Origin of the sequence: Streptacidiphilus sp. MAP12-20, from assembly GCF_041262525.1 — a bacterium.
Classification (GTDB): Bacteria; Actinomycetota; Actinomycetes; order Streptomycetales; family Streptomycetaceae; genus Streptacidiphilus.
On record NZ_JBGCCK010000007.1, the window covers coordinates 27,001 to 43,112 of the forward strand.

14 protein-coding genes are annotated in these 16,112 nt (G+C 71.0%); 7 read left to right on the top strand and 7 right to left on the bottom strand.

The window, feature by feature from the left end:
• The first annotated feature begins 172 nt into the window (after positions 1 to 172).
• The 3 genes from ABIA32_RS11030 (at position 173) to ABIA32_RS11040 (ending at position 4,601) form a co-directional block, all read left to right on the top strand.
• Positions 173 to 2,197, top strand: a complete 2,025-nt coding sequence (locus ABIA32_RS11030) for a beta-galactosidase (RefSeq protein WP_370093841.1) — start codon at positions 173 to 175, stop codon at positions 2,195 to 2,197.
• Positions 2,198 to 2,231: 34 nt separating this feature from the next.
• Positions 2,232 to 3,056 carry a trans-aconitate 2-methyltransferase gene (locus ABIA32_RS11035; RefSeq protein WP_370093842.1) on the top strand — a complete coding sequence of 275 codons (825 nt, stop codon included), beginning with the start codon at positions 2,232 to 2,234 and terminating at the stop codon, positions 3,054 to 3,056.
• Between the two features lie 75 nt (positions 3,057 to 3,131).
• Positions 3,132 to 4,601 carry a DUF2079 domain-containing protein gene (locus ABIA32_RS11040; protein WP_370093843.1) on the top strand — a complete coding sequence of 490 codons (1,470 nt, stop codon included), beginning with the start codon at positions 3,132 to 3,134 and terminating at the stop codon, positions 4,599 to 4,601.
• Positions 4,602 to 4,757: 156 nt separating this feature from the next.
• Here ABIA32_RS11040 and ABIA32_RS11045 read toward each other — a convergent pair whose 3' ends face one another.
• Positions 4,758 to 7,274: a DEAD/DEAH box helicase gene (locus tag ABIA32_RS11045; RefSeq protein WP_370093844.1), complete on the bottom strand. Its 2,517-nt coding sequence runs from the start codon at positions 7,272 to 7,274 to the stop codon at positions 4,758 to 4,760.
• Complete coding sequence (locus ABIA32_RS11050) at positions 7,261 to 7,398, bottom strand: hypothetical protein (protein ID WP_370093845.1); 138 nt, start codon at positions 7,396 to 7,398, stop codon at positions 7,261 to 7,263. Before ABIA32_RS11050 ends, ABIA32_RS11045 begins: the two co-directional genes overlap by 14 nt.
• 404 nt (positions 7,399 to 7,802) lie before the next feature.
• Between ABIA32_RS11050 and ABIA32_RS11055 the strand changes: the two genes are divergently transcribed.
• Positions 7,803 to 9,176 carry an IS30 family transposase gene (locus ABIA32_RS11055; RefSeq protein WP_370093846.1) on the top strand — a complete coding sequence of 458 codons (1,374 nt, stop codon included), beginning with the start codon at positions 7,803 to 7,805 and terminating at the stop codon, positions 9,174 to 9,176.
• A 6-nt stretch (positions 9,177 to 9,182) separates the two neighbouring features.
• Here the strand turns inward: ABIA32_RS11055 and ABIA32_RS11060 are convergent, their stop codons facing one another.
• From ABIA32_RS11060 to ABIA32_RS11070, 3 genes are all read right to left on the bottom strand, one after another.
• Positions 9,183 to 9,503: a hypothetical protein gene (locus tag ABIA32_RS11060; RefSeq protein ID WP_370093847.1), complete on the bottom strand. Its 321-nt coding sequence runs from the start codon at positions 9,501 to 9,503 to the stop codon at positions 9,183 to 9,185.
• Positions 9,504 to 9,902: 399 nt separating this feature from the next.
• Positions 9,903 to 10,046 (bottom strand): hypothetical protein, encoded by a 144-nt coding sequence (locus ABIA32_RS11065; RefSeq protein WP_370093848.1) that lies wholly within the window; start codon positions 10,044 to 10,046, stop codon positions 9,903 to 9,905.
• Positions 10,043 to 10,747 carry a hypothetical protein gene (locus ABIA32_RS11070; protein ID WP_370093849.1) on the bottom strand — a complete coding sequence of 235 codons (705 nt, stop codon included), beginning with the start codon at positions 10,745 to 10,747 and terminating at the stop codon, positions 10,043 to 10,045. Before ABIA32_RS11070 ends, ABIA32_RS11065 begins: the two co-directional genes overlap by 4 nt.
• Positions 10,748 to 11,198: 451 nt before the next feature.
• Between ABIA32_RS11070 and ABIA32_RS11075 the strand changes: the two genes are divergently transcribed.
• Both ABIA32_RS11075 and ABIA32_RS11080 read left to right on the top strand, forming a co-directional pair.
• Positions 11,199 to 12,242, top strand: a complete 1,044-nt coding sequence (locus ABIA32_RS11075) for a DNA gyrase subunit B (protein ID WP_370093850.1) — start codon at positions 11,199 to 11,201, stop codon at positions 12,240 to 12,242.
• 63 nt (positions 12,243 to 12,305) lie between these two features.
• Positions 12,306 to 12,752 (top strand): hypothetical protein, encoded by a 447-nt coding sequence (locus tag ABIA32_RS11080; RefSeq protein ID WP_370093851.1) that lies wholly within the window; start codon positions 12,306 to 12,308, stop codon positions 12,750 to 12,752.
• A 182-nt stretch (positions 12,753 to 12,934) separates the two neighbouring features.
• Here the strand turns inward: ABIA32_RS11080 and ABIA32_RS11085 are convergent, their stop codons facing one another.
• Positions 12,935 to 13,762 (bottom strand): hypothetical protein, encoded by an 828-nt coding sequence (locus ABIA32_RS11085; protein WP_370093852.1) that lies wholly within the window; start codon positions 13,760 to 13,762, stop codon positions 12,935 to 12,937.
• Between the two features lie 108 nt (positions 13,763 to 13,870).
• On the bottom strand, positions 13,871 to 14,755 hold the full coding sequence (locus ABIA32_RS11090) for an SDR family oxidoreductase (protein WP_370093853.1): 885 nt from the start codon (positions 14,753 to 14,755) through the stop codon (positions 13,871 to 13,873).
• Positions 14,756 to 14,848: 93 nt separating this feature from the next.
• Between ABIA32_RS11090 and ABIA32_RS11095 the strand changes: the two genes are divergently transcribed.
• A complete protein-coding gene (locus ABIA32_RS11095) occupies positions 14,849 to 16,090 on the top strand; it encodes a cytochrome P450 (protein WP_370093854.1) in 1,242 nt (413 codons plus the stop codon).
• Positions 16,091 to 16,112 lie beyond the last annotated feature (22 nt).

Here is a 16,112-nt window from a genome sequence, read left to right on the forward strand (position 1 = left end):
TGGAGACTCCCCGGACGAGAAGCCTACGAGGCTTCCCGGCCGCGCGGGCACAAGCGGCGGCCCACACGGCCCGCCCGGCACCCGGACGGGGTCTTGCCGAAGCGGCGTCGAAGGGGAGAGGCTGCCCACGGCCACTGCGGTTCCATCGAAGGCACCGGACGAGGAGTGATCCATGGCACAGCCGCTGCGCGTCGACGGCATCGCCTACGGCGGGGACTACAACCCCGAGCAGTGGCCGGAGGAGGTCTGGCCCGAGGACGTCGCGCTGATGCGGGAGGCCGGGGTCAACCTGGTCAGCCTCGGGATCTTCTCCTGGGCCCGGTTGGAGCCGCGACCGGGCGAGTTCGACTTCGGCTGGCTGGACCGCATCATCTCGCTTCTCCACGCCGGCGGCATCGCTGTGGACCTGGCCACGCCCACCGCCTCCCCGCCCGCCTGGTTCCAGCGCGCCAACCCGCACGTGCGGCCGGTGACCGAGGACGGCCGCACCCTCGGCTACGGCGCGCGGCAGACCTACTGCCCCAGCTCGCCCGAGTACGCCGCGGCCGCGGCCCGGATCACCCGCGAGCTCGTGGCCCGCTACGCCGGGCACCCGGCGGTCGTGCTCTGGCACATCCACAACGAGTACGGCTGCCATGTCGCCCGCTGCTACTGCGAGCGCTCTGCCGCCGCGTTCCGGGAGTGGCTGGCCGACCGCTACAAGACCGTCGAGGTGCTGAACGAGGCCTGGGGCACCTCGTTCTGGGGCCAGCGCTACGACTCCTTCGCGGAGATCGACGCCCCGCGCGCCGCGCCGACCGGCGTGAACCCGGCCCAGCAGCTGGACTTCCGCCGCTTCTCCTCCGACGCGCTGCTGACGCTCTACTGCGCCGAGCGCGACATCGTCCGTGCCGCCGACCCCGACGTGCCGATCACCACCAACTTCATGGCCGGGCTCTCCGACAATCTCGACCTCTGGGCCTGGGCCCGCGAGGTGGACCTGGTCGCCACCGATCACTACACGGCCGCCGAGCGCCCCGACAACCAGATCGGCCTCGCGCTCAGCGCGGACCTGACCCGCTCGCTCGCGGGCGGCGCGCCGTGGCTGCTGATGGAGCACTCCACCTCGGCAGTGAACTGGCAGCCCCGCAACATCGCCAAGCGACCCGGCGAGCTGGCCCGCAACAGCCTCGCGCACGTAGCGCGCGGCGCGGACGGCGTCCTCTTCTTCCAGTGGCGCGCCTCCCGGTCCGGAGCGGAGAAGTACCACTCGGCGATGCTGCCGCATGCCGGCACGGACACCCGGCTCTGGCGCGAGGTCGTCGAGCTCGGCGCGCGGCTGCGCGAGCTGGCCCCGCTGCGCGGCAGCCGGGTCGAGGCGCAGGTCGCGATCGTCTGGGACTGGGAGTCCCGCTGGGCCCTGGACCTGGAGTACCGGCCCTCGGTCGAGCTGGACTTCCGGGAGCGGATCGACGCCTACTACGAGCGGCTGTGGCGGGCCGGGGTCACCGTCGACTTCGTCCACCCCGGCGCGGACCTGAGCCGCTACCGGCTCGTCGTCGCGCCCTCGATGTACGTGACGCGGACCGCCTGGGCAGAGAACCTGCGCGCCTGGGTCCGCTCCGGCGGAACCCTGCTGACCAGCTATTTCACCGGGATCGTCGACGAGCACGACGCCGTCCACCTCGGCGGCTACCCCGGCGCGCTGCGCGACGTGCTCGGCGTGCGGACGGAGGAGTTCCTGCCGCTGCGCAAGGACGAGACGACCCGCCTGGTCGCCCCGCCCCGGATGGACGGCGCCGACGCCGCGCCCGGCACGGCCGGCCGCTGGGCCGAGGACCTCGCCCTCGACGGCGCCTCCGCCGTCCTCCAGCACGCCGACGGCCCCGCCGCCGGCCGCCCCGCCGTCACCCGGCACCGCTTCGGCGACGGCACCGCCTGGTATGTCGCCACCGCGCCCGACCCGGGCACCCTCGACGCCGTCCTCCGCGCCGCACTCGCCGACGCGGGCGTGCGCACCCCTTCCGGCCTGCCGGACGGCGTGGAACGCGTCCGCCGCGCCGACGGGTCCGGGAGTAGTTGGGACGTCGTGATCAACCACACCGCTGCTGACGCGACGGTTCCCACTCCGTCCGGTCCACTTTCCGTCCCCGCCGGAACGGTCCGGGTGCTGGCCCCGGAGCCGCCCGAGTCGGTAGGTTCGCAGGCGGACGACTGAGTGGTCGTACGGGCCAGGGGAGGCTGATGTGACGGTGGAACGCAGCATGGTGTTCGGCACCACGGCGGCGCAGTACGACGCGTACCGCCCCGGCTACCCGGATGCGCTCGTCACCACCGTCCTCGAGTTCGCGGGAATCCACGGCGCGCTGTCGGACGTGCACGCCCTGGAGGTGGGCGCGGGCACCGGAAAGGCCACCGTCGCCTTCGCCGGTCGCGGCGTACAGGTGCTGGCGGTCGAGCCGGACCCGCGGATGGCCGAGCTGCTGCGGGGGAACACGGCCGCGACGGGGCGCGTCGAGGTCGAGGTCGCGCGGTTCGAGGAGTGGTCGCCTGGCGACCGCCGCTTCGGCCTCGCCTACGCCGCCCAGGCCTGGCACTGGCTGGACCCCGACGTCCGCCGCGACCGGGTGTACGGCGCGCTGGCGCCCGATGGCACGGTCGCGCTCTTCTGGAACCTGGTCGGGATCGTCGACCGGGAGCTGTTCGAGGAGCTTGCCGCCATAGACGCCCGCTGGGACGTCGGTCTGCTCCACAACTCGGGCTGGGCCGGCGACTACGCGGGCGAGATCGAGGCGAGCGCGGAGAACGGCTGGGTCGGCTGGGAGTTCCGTGACGACGACCGCTTCACCGACCAGCGGTCGGTCCGCCTGCGCAACGGCGAGTCGTGGCAGACGACTCGCCAGTGGACGGACCGGCTCGCCACCCACTCCGGTGTCCAGGTCCTCGACCCCGCCGACCGGGCCGAACTTCTCGCCACGACCGCGGCCGTCCTCGACGCGCGCGGCGGCGGTCTGGACGCGGGCTGGTTCACCGACCTCTTCCTCGCTCGTGCCGGGGAGCCGGGCCACGGTGGCTGAAGATCTGCCCTCGGGCGGACAGCGTCGCGGCGTATGGTGGTCTGGTTTGCATTCTGACGGGGTGGGACACGGCGCGTGAGTACAACCGAGATGACAGTCGTCGCGCAGCGGCGTGCGCGGCCGCTGGCGGGGGAGCTCGGCGGAAAGAGCGGGCGGATACCGGCCTGGGCCTACAGCTGGGGTGTGGCGGGGCTCTTCGGCGTGCTCTACACGCTGCTGTCGGTGCGCCGGCACGACCAGCAGCTGACGGCCGGCTTCGACCTCGGCATCTTCGAGCAGGCCGTGCGCGCCTACGCCCACCTCCAGGCACCGGTCACCCCACTCAAGGGCGCAGGCTTCAACGTGCTGGGCGACCACTTCAGCCCTGCGATCGCCCTGCTCGCGCCCTTCTACCGGCTCTTCCCGAGCCCGGTGACGCTGCTGGTGGCGCAGAGCGTGCTGCTCTCGCTGGCGATCGTGCCGCTCGCGGACTGGGCCCGCCGGGTGCGGGGGCCGCGTGCGGCACTGGTGGTCGGCTTCGGGCTGGGCGCGTCCTGGGGAATCGTTCAGGCGGCCGACTTCGACTTCCACGAGATCGCCTTCGCCGTGCCGCTGATCGCCTTCGCGGTGCGGGCACTGGGGGAGGAGCGGTGGCGTGCCGCCGCGCTCTGGGCGTTGCCGCTCCTGTTGGTGAAGGAGGATCAGGGGCTGACCGTGGCCGCCGTCGGCGTCTACATCGCGCTGCGCGGTCCGCGCCGCCTCGGTCTCTGGCTCACTGCGGCGGGCGCGCTCGGGACCTGCTTCGAGGTGCTCGTCGTGCTGCCCGCGCTCAACGCGCACGGCGGCTTCGACTACTGGCAGCAGGTCACCGGCGGCGGCTCCGCGACGACCGGCGGGGTGACCCAGGCGGGCGGCGACGGCTCGCTGGTCAGCCTGCTGCTGCACGTGCCGTGGCCGGGCGTAAAGTGGGTGACGCTGCTGATGCTGCTCGCGCCGACCGCGTTCGTCGCGCTGCGCTCGCCGCTCACCCTGCTGTGCGCCCCGACGCTGCTGTGGCGCTTCGCCTCCGGCAACTCGCACTACTGGGGCGTCGCCTACCACTACAGCGCGGTGCTGATGCCGATCGTCTTCGCCGGCTTCGTCCACGGGCTCACCCGCTTGCGGCTGCGGCCACGCGTGCGACGCGGCGTCCTGGCCGCGAGCGCGGCCGTGACGCTGGCGACGATCCCCTTCTTCCCGCTGCGCGAGCTGGCGCTCCCCTCGGAATGGACCACCAGCCCCCACGTCCGCGCGGCGAACACGGTGCTGGCCGAGATCCCCGACGGCGTGACCGTCGCCGCGAGCAACCGCCTCGCCGCGCAGCTGGTCCACCGCGCGACGGTGACCCTGGTCTGCGCGCCTCAGCCGACGACGACGGGCCCGGACTGGGTCGTCGTCGACGCGACGGACTCCAGGGCGGTGGCCCCCTGCTCCTCGGACGCGGCGGAGGCCGCGCTGGCGGGCTACGAGGCGCAGGGGTACCAGCTGGTCGACAGCGAGGACGGCGTGACCCTCCTACGCCGCTGAGCCAGTTGCACCTCCCTCGGGGGCGCGAGGCTCTGCTCGATTAACCGCGTGCGCGACAAGCCACCCTGTGCGGATGGCCCCGCGCGTTGAGGACCGTCCGCACGCGGGTGGTTTCTCGCGCACGCGGTTAATCGAGCAGAGCCCCGCGCCGCTGGGTCAGCCCAGGCGGCTGACCTCCGTCACGCGCAGCACCGCGCGGCCCTCCTCGTCGGAGGAGGTGAGGTCGACCTCCGCGCTGATGCCCCAGTCGTGGTCGCCGGCCGGGTCGTCGAAGATCTGGCGGATCAGCCACGCGCCCTGGACCGTCTCCTCGTCGATGAGGAGCATCTTCGGGCCGCGCGCGTCGGGGCCGGTGAAGAGGTCGTCGTGCTCGTCCCAGTAGGCGTCCATCGCGTCAGCCCAACGGTCCGCGTCCCAGCCGCCGTCCTCGGCGTCGAGCTCGCTCAGCGCGTGGTAGTTCTCCAGCGAGGCCAGCTCGACCCGCCGGAACATGGCGTTGCGGACCAGGACGCGGAAGGCGCGCTTGTTCGCGGTGACCGGGGCGGTCTTCTCTTCGAGCGACTGCTCCAGCTCTTCCTCGTCCTCCGGGTTGGCCAGCTGCTCCCACTCGTCGAGCAGGCTGCTGTCCACCTGCCGGACCAGCTCGCCGAGCCAGGAGCTGAGGTCGCGCAGGTCCTCGGACTTGAGGTCGTCCGGGACGGTGTGCTCCAGCGCCTTGTACGCGCCCGCGAGGTAGCGCAGCACCAGGCCCTCGGTGCGCGGGAGTTCGTAGAAGCCGACGTAGTCGACGAAGGTCATCGCGCGCTCGTAGAGGTCGCGGGCCACGGTCTTCGGGCGCAGCGGGTGGTCGCTGATCCACGGGTGGGCGCCGCGGTAGACCTCGTAGGCGTGCTCCAGCTCCTCCTCCAGCGGCTTGGGGTAGCTGATGTTCTGCAGCCGCTCCATCCGCTCCTCGTACTCGATCCCGTCGCGCTTCATCTCCGCGACGGCCTCGCCGCGCGCCTTGTTCTCCTGCGCGTGCAGGATCTGGCGCGGGTCGTCGAGCGTCGACTCGACGACGCTGAGCACGTCCAGCGCGTACGAGGGCGAGGCCGGGTCGAGGAGCTCGAAGGCGGCCAGCGCGAAGGTGGAGAGCGGCTGGGTGAGCGAGAAGTCATCCTGCAGGTCGACCGTCAGCCGGACGATCCGGCCGGTCTCGTCCGGGTGCGGCAGCCGCTCGACGACGCCGCCCGCCTCCAGCGAGCGGTAGATGGCGATCGCCTCGCGGATGTGGCGGCGGCGGGCCTTCGGGTCGTCGTCGTTGTCCATCAGCAGGTGCCGCATCGCCTCGAAGGCGTTGCCGGGGCGGTTGATGACGGAGAGCAGCATCAGGTGGCTGACCTTGAAGCGGGAGACCAGCGGCTCCGGCGCGGCGTCGATCAGCTTGGTGAACGTCTCCTCACCCCAGGAGACGAAGCCCTCGGGCGCCTTCTTCCTGACGACCTTGCGCTTCTTCTTCGGGTCGTCACCAGCCTTCGCTACGGCCCGGTCGTTCTCGATCACGTGCTCGGGAGCCTGTGCGACGACCGTCCCGACCGTGTCGAAGCCCGCGCGGCCGGCGCGCCCCGCGATCTGGTGGAACTCACGGGCGCGCAGCATCCGCACCCGCTGGCCGTCGTACTTGCTCAGCGCGGTGAACAGCACGGTGCGGATCGGCACGTTGACGCCGACGCCGAGCGTGTCGGTCCCGCAGATCACCTTGAGCAGACCGGCCTGCGCCAGCCGCTCCACCAGGCGGCGGTACTTGGGCAGCATGCCGGCGTGGTGGATGCCGATCCCGTGGCGGACGAAGCGCGACAGGTTGCGGCCGAACTTGGTGGTGAACCGGAAGTTGCCGATCAGCGAGGCGATCGCCTCCTTCTCGGCCTTGGTGCACATGTTGATGCTCATCAGCGCCTGCGCCCGCTCCACCGCCGCGGCCTGGGTGAAGTGCACGACGTAGACCGGGGCGTTGCCGGACTTGAGCAGGTCCTCCAGCGTGTCGTGGATGGGGGTGCGCTGGTACTCGTAGAAGAGCGGGACGGGACGGGTGGCGGACGAGACCGTCGTCGTCGGGCGGCCCGTGCGGCGCTTGAGGTCCGCCTCGAAGCGGCGCACGTCGCCGAGCGTGGCCGACATCAGCAGGAACTGCGCCTGCGGCAGCTCGATCAGCGGCACCTGCCAGGCCCAGCCACGGTCCGGTTCGGCGTAGAAGTGGAACTCGTCCATGACCACCTGGCCGACGTCCGCGTCCGCGCCGTCGCGCAGCGCGATGCTGGCCAGTACCTCGGCCGTGCAGCAGATGATCGGCGCGGTCGGGTTGACGGACGCGTCGCCCGTCATCATGCCGACCTTCTCGGTGCCGAACATCTTGACCAGGTCGAAGAACTTCTCCGAGACCAGGGCCTTGATCGGCGCGGTGTAGAAGGTGCGCTGCCCGTTCGCCAGCGCGGCGAAGTGCGCGCCCGCGGCGACCAGACTCTTGCCGGAGCCGGTCGGCGTGTTGAGGATGACGTTCGCGCCGGAGACGATCTCGATCAGCGCCTCTTCCTGAGCGGGGTAGAGGGTGATCCCGCGCTCCTCGACCCAGCCGGCGAAAGCTGTGAACAGGTCGTCGGGCTGGGGGTCTGCGGGGATGAGATCAGTCAGGGTCACCGGACCATTCTGCCTGTTCCGGAGCCTGCCCCGCCGCCTTCTCGGCCCGACCCTCCCCGGCGGAGCCGCGCACGCCCGCGCGGACCCGGCGGCCGCCGTCCACGAGCAGGCCCGCGCTGGTCACCCAGGTCGCTTCATCAGCGCTCTTCGCCGCTGTCCCGGTGGCCGGTGGACGACGACCGCTACGACTCGCCAGCGACCCCACCGCGCAGAACCCCGCCCTCAAGATGGTCGTCGCCCTTGTGTACGGTAAGCGCCCTCAAGGATTGTCGACCTAGTGCAGGGCCTGGCACTGCTGCCGGTGACGAACGTCCGACCACGCCGACGCCGACATCTTGGCCGGTGGGCGCTGACGGGCTGGCCAGGGCGGGTACTCGTCGCACAGGAGACCAGCGCGCAGTGCATTCCAGCGATCGACCCACGGTTGGGCCAGGTCCGAGCAACACCACACCCGGTCCCAGGGCGGATTCAACCGATCGTCGCAACACCTCGTTTTCGGAGGTGTTGATGGGTCGGCCAGCGGGATGGATGCAGGCGTTGACGGGGCGGTCGCCGATGAAGTCGCCGGGGGCGCCGGCGCATCGGCGGGAGATCGAGCGGGAGTTTTGGCGTGAGATCGCGAAGGGGCTGCTCGCCGAGGAGGCAGCAGCTGCGGTCGGCGTATCGCAGGCTGTGGGCGGGCGTTGGTTCCGGCACGGTGGCGGGATGCCACCGATGGATCTCGCCCCGCAGTCCGGCCGGTACCTGTCCTTTCACGAGCGTGAAGAGATCGCCCTCCTCAAAGCCCAGGGCATCGGAGTTCGTGAGACCGCGCGACGCGTAGGCCGCGATCCGGCGACGATATCCCGGGAGCTGCGGCGCAACGCTGCGACCCGCGGCGGCCGACTGGATTACCGGGCCTCGGTCGCGCAGTGGAAGGCCGACCTGGTGGCCCAGCGTCCGAGACCGGCGAAGCTGACCACGAACGACCGACTGCGGGACTACGTGCAGGAACGGCTATCGGGCCGGGTCAGCCACCCGGGCGGAGCGGCGCTGGGTCCGGAGGGAGTGCCGTGGAAGGGGCGGAACAAGCCGCACCGCGGCGACCGCCGATGGGCCACGGCCTGGAGTCCGGAGCAGATCGCGAACCGGCTGAAGATCGATTTCCCTGACGACGAGTCCATGCGGATCAGCCACGAGGCCATCTATCAGGCCCTGTTCGTCGAAGGCCGGGGCGCGCTTGAGCGCGAGCTCGTCACCTGCCTGCGCACCGGCAGGGCCCTGCGAGTGCCCCGGGCCCGTTCCAAGCGGAAGGCGTGGGCTCACGTCACGCCCGAAGTGCTGATCAGCGAACGGCCGACCGAAGCCGACGACCGAGCCGTGCCGGGCCACTGGGAAGGCGACCTCCTCATCGGGCTCGAGCGATCGGCGATCGGCACGTTGGTCGAGCGCACGACCCGGTTCACGGTGCTGGTCCACCTGCCCCGCCAGGACGGCTACGGCGTCGTGCCCCGCACCAAGAACGGACCGCCGCTGGCCGGCTACGGCGCCGTGACCATGAAGGACGCGCTGGCGGCGACGATCGGCTCCCTGCCGGCACAGCTCTGGCGGTCGCTGACGTGGGACCGCGGCAAGGAACTGTCGGCACACGCCCAGTTCACGGCCGAGACCGGCGTCCCGATCTACTTCGCCGACCCCCACAGCCCCTGGCAGCGTGGCACCAACGAGAACACCAACGGCCTGCTGCGCCAGTACTTCCCGAAGGGTACCGACCTGTCCCGGTGGACGGCCGAAGAGATCGAAGCGGTCGCTGCCACGCTCAACAACCGGCCCCGCAAGAGCCTCGGCTGGAAGACACCCGCCGAAGCCATCCACGATCACCTACGATCGCTCCAAGAGGCTGGTGTTGCGTCCACTGGTTGAACCTGGTCAGTTCCAGTACGGGCTGTTCTCCCGTGCCAGCACGACCGTGGGGTTGTAGACGGCCTTGGTCCGAAACCGTTCCAGGTGACGGCGGAAGACGATGAAGTTGATCAGCCGGCTGTGGCTGCCCCGGTGGAAGCCGATCACCTCCACCTGCTCGTCCTCGTCCCGGTAGCGCGGAGGAAGCACCCACACCCGGGCGCCCGCCCGGAAGTGCCGTAGCCCGGCCTGCCTCTCGGCTCCGTCTGGACCGTGAAAGGTCTCCTCGGCCACGTTCGCCACGACCCCCCACTCGAGGAGTGGGCCCGGCCCGCCTGGTCTGTCCATAGGGGGAGTCTGCAGGTCAGACGGTTCATTGGTCACGCGGTTTCTGGAGCAGGGCAGCCCACAAGCCCTGGCCTGCCGAGCCGCTTCCCTTCGAAGCTCCGTACTGGGCTGGGGAGCGCCCGGCGGAGGTCGTGCCGTGGCCCGATGCGGACGAGGACGACGAGCCGTAACCCCTGCCCTTCCAGCCGTTGGAGCTGGGCGAGGACGCGCTGCGCGGGTTCATCGTCGAGGGCCGCCCGGAACCAGACGACGTGGACTCGGACGCGCTCCGGCTTCACGGCTTCGCCGCGCGGGATCCAGGCGCACCGGATCCCGCCGCGAAGGAGGCCGAACTGACGGCGGCCGTGGCAGCCATGGGGCCGCCCCGCACCTACATACTCGGTCCCGAAGGCACGTTGATCAGGCGGGCCGCTCTGCAGCCCGCAGGCCGACGCCCGTCAGGGCGCGATACGCCTTGGCGAGCTCCAACGGGCTGCGGCCGACGTCGAGGAGTACCACGTCGTGCGGGACGTCGTCGCAGACCAGCATGAAGTACCGGGTCACTGGTCCTCATCCTGGATGCCTTCGTACCAGACGCCGCCGATAGGGCCACGCTTGGTGACAGCCGGTACGCCCGGTGGCAGGGCGGCAGCAGCGCTCAGATCCCCGCGGATGTGCTGGTACAGCGTCGGCGTCGGCAGTCCCTTGGTCTGGATCCAGCCCTTGCCGTGGACGTGTCCGGCCGCGATCAGCGCCTCCTCCTGTCCCGGAGGAGCGAGTTGTCGGTTGTAGACCTGGCTGATCGTCTGGTTCGTGTCCGCGAACGCGAACCGCGCTGCGTAGGCCCACTGGTCGTCGTTCAACCAGACGTACAGGACTATCGGCTTGCGAAGCACGGACCGGAACCAGTCCGCGGACTGCTGGGCCAGTTCCTCGACCGTCCCGGTCGCCTGCAGCGCCCAGCTCGACGGACGGTCGGTCAGCGTGTAGAGCTGGTTGTGCAGCCGGTCACCGCGCACCCGGTCGCCGTAGAAGTGCACCCCGATGTCGATCAGATGCTGGGGCGAGCCGGGATCGCAGAAGTCCAGGTAGGCCACCAACGAGTCCCAGTTGTCCGAACGACCGACCAGACCCTCCGCGTCAGCGGTGGCCCATGGTGCGGTCCGTTCGCGCAGGGCGTGTACGAACGCGAGCTCTGTGGCGGTGAATTCGTAGAAGTCGTCTTCGTCCGCTTCGTCGATCGCGAACCATGGGTGCTCCGGCATGAGCCTGGAGCGTAGGCCTGACGCCTGCCGCAGACCAGCGGATTTCGCGCGGCCCCGACGGCATGGTCGGCGCCTCGGGTCGGACTCCGCGCAGTGCAACAGCCGATGGGTTGAATTGATGACCTCGGCGATGGCGGGAACGGCCTCGTGTGCCGCTTTGGTGGGGTCGTGGCCGCACTCCGGCTGTGGTCCGAAGGTGTCCTGGCCGACCGTCACGGGAAGGCGCTCAAGCGCCAGCCCATGACCTCGCTACACCTGTGCTGACCTGGTGTTTTCTTGAAATTCTCCTAAGCTGCTGCCTTCCGCCGGACTTCATCGGAGGGGCGCCATGAGTCAGGATGCCGTGCGGTACGACGCGAGCCACATTCAGGTGTTGGAGGGGCTGGAAGCCGTTCGGAGGCGGCCCGGGATATACGTCGGGTCGGTCGGTGAACGTGGATTGCACCAGCTGGTGTTCGACGTCAGCAACCAGGCGGTGAACGAGGTCCTCGCGGGCCGGGCCACTCGTGTGGCGATCACCCTGACCCCTGACGGTGGTGTGCGTGTCGCCGTCGACGGGCCGGGCGTCCCCTTCGAGGACAACGCGGACCTGGACGGTCCCGGCCTCCGAGCGCAGCTCACGCAGACCTACGTGGGACCCAGGACGCTCGGCCGTGACGCCGCGCTGGTCGGCTGGCTCCATGTGGGCCTCTTCGTCGCGACCGCCCTGTCGAGCCGCCTGACGGCTGAGGTGCGTCACGGAGGGGTCCGCAAGGTCCAGGAGTACGTGCGGAGCGTCGCGGTCGCCCCACCCGCCGAGGTCGGACCGGCGGATGACAGCGGAACCGTCATCACCTTCTGGCCCGACGCGGACATCTTCGAAACGACGCAGGTCTCGTCCGACACGCTGGTGGAGCGGTTCAGGGAACTGGCCTTCCTCAACCGGGGCCTCGACATCTCACTCAGCGACGAGCGCCGCCCCGCTCAGTCTCGATCGGTGCAGTGTCGATTCCTGGGCGGAGCAAGGGACTTCGTCGCCTTCCTCGATCAGCATGCGGGGACTCCCGTGGATCCGGAGACAATCAGCTTCGAGCGGCAGGACGAGCGGATGGCCGGGACGATGGAGGTGGCCTTCCGGTGGCGCAACACCCAGGAGGAGCGGTTCCGGACCTTCGCCAACAGCCACCCCACACTCGCTGTCAGCACGCACGATCTGGGATTTCGCGACGGACTGGCCGCCGCGGTCAGCGCGTACGCCCGGGAGCAGCGGCGGCTGACAGCATCGGACCCGGATCTCCAAGCGGGCCAGATCGTCAAGGGCCTTACCGCGGTCGTCTCGGTGAAGCTGGACCACCCCGAGTTCGAGGGCGCCACACGCGGAGCGCTGGCCAACACCGCAGTCCAGGCCTGCGTCGAGGAAGCCACCCGGGAGCATCTCGGCCACTGGCTGAGGGAGCATCCGAAGCGGGCGGAAGCCGTCCTCGGCCGGATACTCCATGATGTCCGCCGAGACTGACCTCGCACCGTGTCGTAGGCAAGACTGCATCAGACACCAAGGACCGGAGGCACCATGCGGCTGATGAGGGGAGCGACTGGCTTCCGGGCCTCGACGGAGCCTCCACTCCCGCTGGTCGATGTCGGGCTCTTGCGGGGCCTCTGCTTCGACGCGGCCCGGGTCGAGCACGCCCGGGTGGGCCCCTGGCGCGAGGCCGGGACGTGCACCTTCCATTCGGTGTCGATCGCCTCCCAGTTGGCGTCGTGCGTCGCCCTCTTCCATGCCCACCTGCCGCTGGTCGCGTTCGCCGTCACGCCGCCCTCGCCGGGTCAGCCCATCGTCGGCTTCGCGGACCCACCTTCATGGGCCGGGACCTTCGAGGCCGGCGGCCTTCGCCTGCTCGGACCTCTCACGCTCGACCGGTCGATCGCTGACGTAGACCTCGGCGGTCTGTCGTGTGCCGAGCTGGATCAGGTCTCCTACTGGCGGCCGCGATCGCTCGGTGATCTTCTCTTCAACTGGTGGGACTGAGGACCGCCACGGCCTGTCTGGTCCGTTCTGCGGCAGTCTCGGTCGTGGGCCTGGATGTCCGTGGGTTGGAGATCGCGACGCTGCCATGATGTGAGCGCGATGCCCACTCCACACCCGAGCAGGTCACGGACGTCCTTGGTGGGGACTTTGGTGAGTTCCGGCCGTGGCCCCTGCGGATGGACTCAGCGCTTGAAGTGGACCTCGCCTGGGCGGCGCATCCAGGGGAAGAACAGGCACGAGGCTGCCAGCAGCAGCACGGCCCCGTAGGACAGCGGGACCACGAGGAGCGCGGCGCCGGGGGAAAGACTCCCGCGCGCGGAGGCGAGGACGATGAAGACCGCGAAGAGGGGAACCGCTCCGGCGAGCAACGCGCGAACTGGAAGGATCAGGGCGGGCGGGGCCGGGATCGCGGCGCAACGTTCGCCGCGGCGGAGGTACCAGAAGGAGAGGTAACCGAGCCAGGTCGCAGCGCCCAGCATGAGCACGCCGAGAGTCAGGACCAGCTGTGTCTTGCCCGTCGGGCTGCCGTCCGTGGCTGTGCTGCCGAGACCGTCGTCCAGCCGGACGAACCGCTGCCGCCAGACGGTGACGCCGATCGACTCGCCGGTCGTCAGCCTGGTGTAGAAGTCGCGTGAGGGGAAGCCGATCTCCGCAGGCGACGCGCCCCCCAAGTCGACGCTGACGTATTCGTGGGCGTTCTTGCCGGTGATCTCGCGCTTGGAGACGATCACCGCGGTGGTTCGGGACAGGCAGTCCGTGAAGCCCACCGGCGCGTCCACCGCGCACGGCGCCGCCCGGTCGAACGCTGTCTCCTCGACGTATGCCGAGTGCACCACCAGCGGCACGCCGAGCGAGACGATGCCGGCCAGGATGGCGAAGGCCAGGCACCAGCGCCCGCGCGTGCGCACCCGCGTGCGCCGACGGGCCAGTTCCTGCAGCCGGTACTTCTCGTTTCTGGCCTCGCGGGCTCCCCGGCGCGGGCCGGAGGATCCGGTCTTCGTCCTGCTCATGGCTACTTCCTCTGACCCACCGTTGACACGGGGGTGCAGCCTACGATGTTTGGTGAGGCTGAGCCATGACACCCGTCGAGCTGGCCATCGGGCGGCAGGATCGCTGATTCAGTCCTCGACGAGACGCGGCCCCTGTGGCGCTCCTGGCGTTGACGCCGGAGCCTGTCCCGCCGCCTTCTCGGCCGGAGCTTCCGCTTGGAGCGCGCGCATGCCCGCGCGGACGCGGCGGCCGCCGTCCACGAGCAGGTCCGCGCCGGTGACCCAGGCCGCCTCGGCGGAGAGCAGCCAGACGACCGCGCGGGCGATGTCCTCCGGCTCGCCGAGCCGGGCCAGCGGCGTGTGAGCGGCCAGGCCCGGCTCGTCCCGCTCCCAGTAGAAGCGCGCCAGCTCCGTGCGGACCAGCCCCGGCGACACCGCGTTCACCCGTACCTGCGGGGCGAGCTCGGCCGCAAGATGCCGAGTGAGCTGCAGCAGCGCCGCCTTGCTCGTCTCGTATGCGGCCAGCCCCGGCCCGACGCCGTGCACGCCCTCCGTCACGACGGTGACGACCGCGCCGCCGTGTTCGCGCATCCACCCCTCCCAGGCGGCGCGGACCAGTGCCAGCGGGCCGTGGACGTTGACGGCGAAGGTCTCCTCCCAGGCCAGGGGGTCGCCCTCGACGGCCGGGCCGAGCGGCTGGTTGGCGCCCGCGTTGCAGACGACGTAGTCCAGCCGCCCGAAGCTCTCCAGCGCGAGCCCGGCCCAGCGGCGCACGTCCACCGGGTCCCCGGCCGAGCCGGCCGCCGCGACCAGCCGCCCCGGCGCAGGGCCGAGATCGGCCAGCGCCGCGTCCAGGCCCGCCCTGCCGCGCGCGCCGATCAGCACCGACGCCCCGGCGGCGAGCAGTTTGCGCGCCACGGCGCGTCCGATCCCGCGCGAGCCACCGGTCACCACCGCTGCCCTGCCGTCCATCCGCATCCGGTCATGGTGCGCCGCGCCTTCGGCCAAGTCCATGGCTGCAGCGGGAGTTGACTGTTCGGTAGGTTGTTCCGGCCGGGGAATCGCTCTCGACGGCTCGGCCCCGGTGAGGGTCGGGGAGGGGACACCATGACGATCACCGACGAGGCCGACGCGCCGCTCGTCAACGACACCACGTTCAAGGCCGCCGCCCACGCCCGCTACGCCGCGCTGCGCGAGCGGGGTCCGGTGCAGCGGGTGAGCCAGCCGAACGGGCTGCACCTCTACCTCGTGCTCGACTACGAGCTGGGCCGCGCCGCGCTGACCCACCCGGACCTGATGAAGGACCCCGACATCGCCCGCGCCGCGCTCGACGCCGCCGGCGTCACCTCCTACCAGGGACGCGGCCAGGGCCTCGGCGCCAACATGCTGATGGCGGACCCGCCCGACCACGCGCGGCTCCGCGGCCCGGTCGCCCGCTCCTTCACGCCGCGCCGGGTCGAGGCGCTGCGGCCCCGGATCCAGGAGATCGCCGACGAGCTGATCGACGCGATCGAGGCCAAGGCGGCGGCGGGCGAGCCCATCGACCTGGTCGAGGACTTCACCGCGCCGCTGCCGGTCATGGTGATCTGCGAGCTGTTGGGCGTCCCGCTGGACGCCCAGGCGGACTTCCGCCGCTGGACGCTCGCCGCGGTGGCCGGGTCGTCCTCGGCGCCTTCCGCGGTCCAGCGGGAGGGCGCGCTCGCGCTGAACGCGTACTTCGCGGAGCTGCTGGCAGCCAAGAGCAAGGAGCCCGGCGAGGACCTGCTCTCCGCGCTGGTCCGGCTCAACGAGCAGGACGAGGACGCCCTCAACGACGAGGAGTTGCTCGGCACGGCCGTGATCCTGCTGATCGCGGGCCACGAGACGACGGTCAACCTGCTCGGCAACGCGATGGCGGCGCTGCTGGACCACCCCGACCAGGCGGCGCTGCTGCGCGAGCGGCCGGAGCTGCTGCCGGGCGCGGTCGAGGAGTTCCTGCGCTTCGACGCGCCCGTCGACCAGACGCCGCTGCGCTTCGCCGCGCGGGACGTGGAGCTGGGCGGGGTGCTGATCCCGAAGGGCAGCGTGGTGACGGTCTCGCTCGGCGCGGTCGGCCGCGACCCCGCGACGGGCGCGGGGGAAGGCGGACTGGACGTGACCCGCACGGACGGTCGCCACCTCTCGTTCGGCCACGGCATCCACTACTGTGTGGGCGCGCCGCTGGCACGCCTGGAGGGTGTGGTCGCGCTGGGCACGCTGTTGCGGCGGCTGCCGGATCTGGCCCTGACCGGCGACTACGCGGACCTGGCCTGGACCCCGAGCGGCATCATGCACGGGCCGCTGGCGCTCCCGGTTCGGATCGCACCTTGAGTTGCCCTACCCAGGGGCGCGG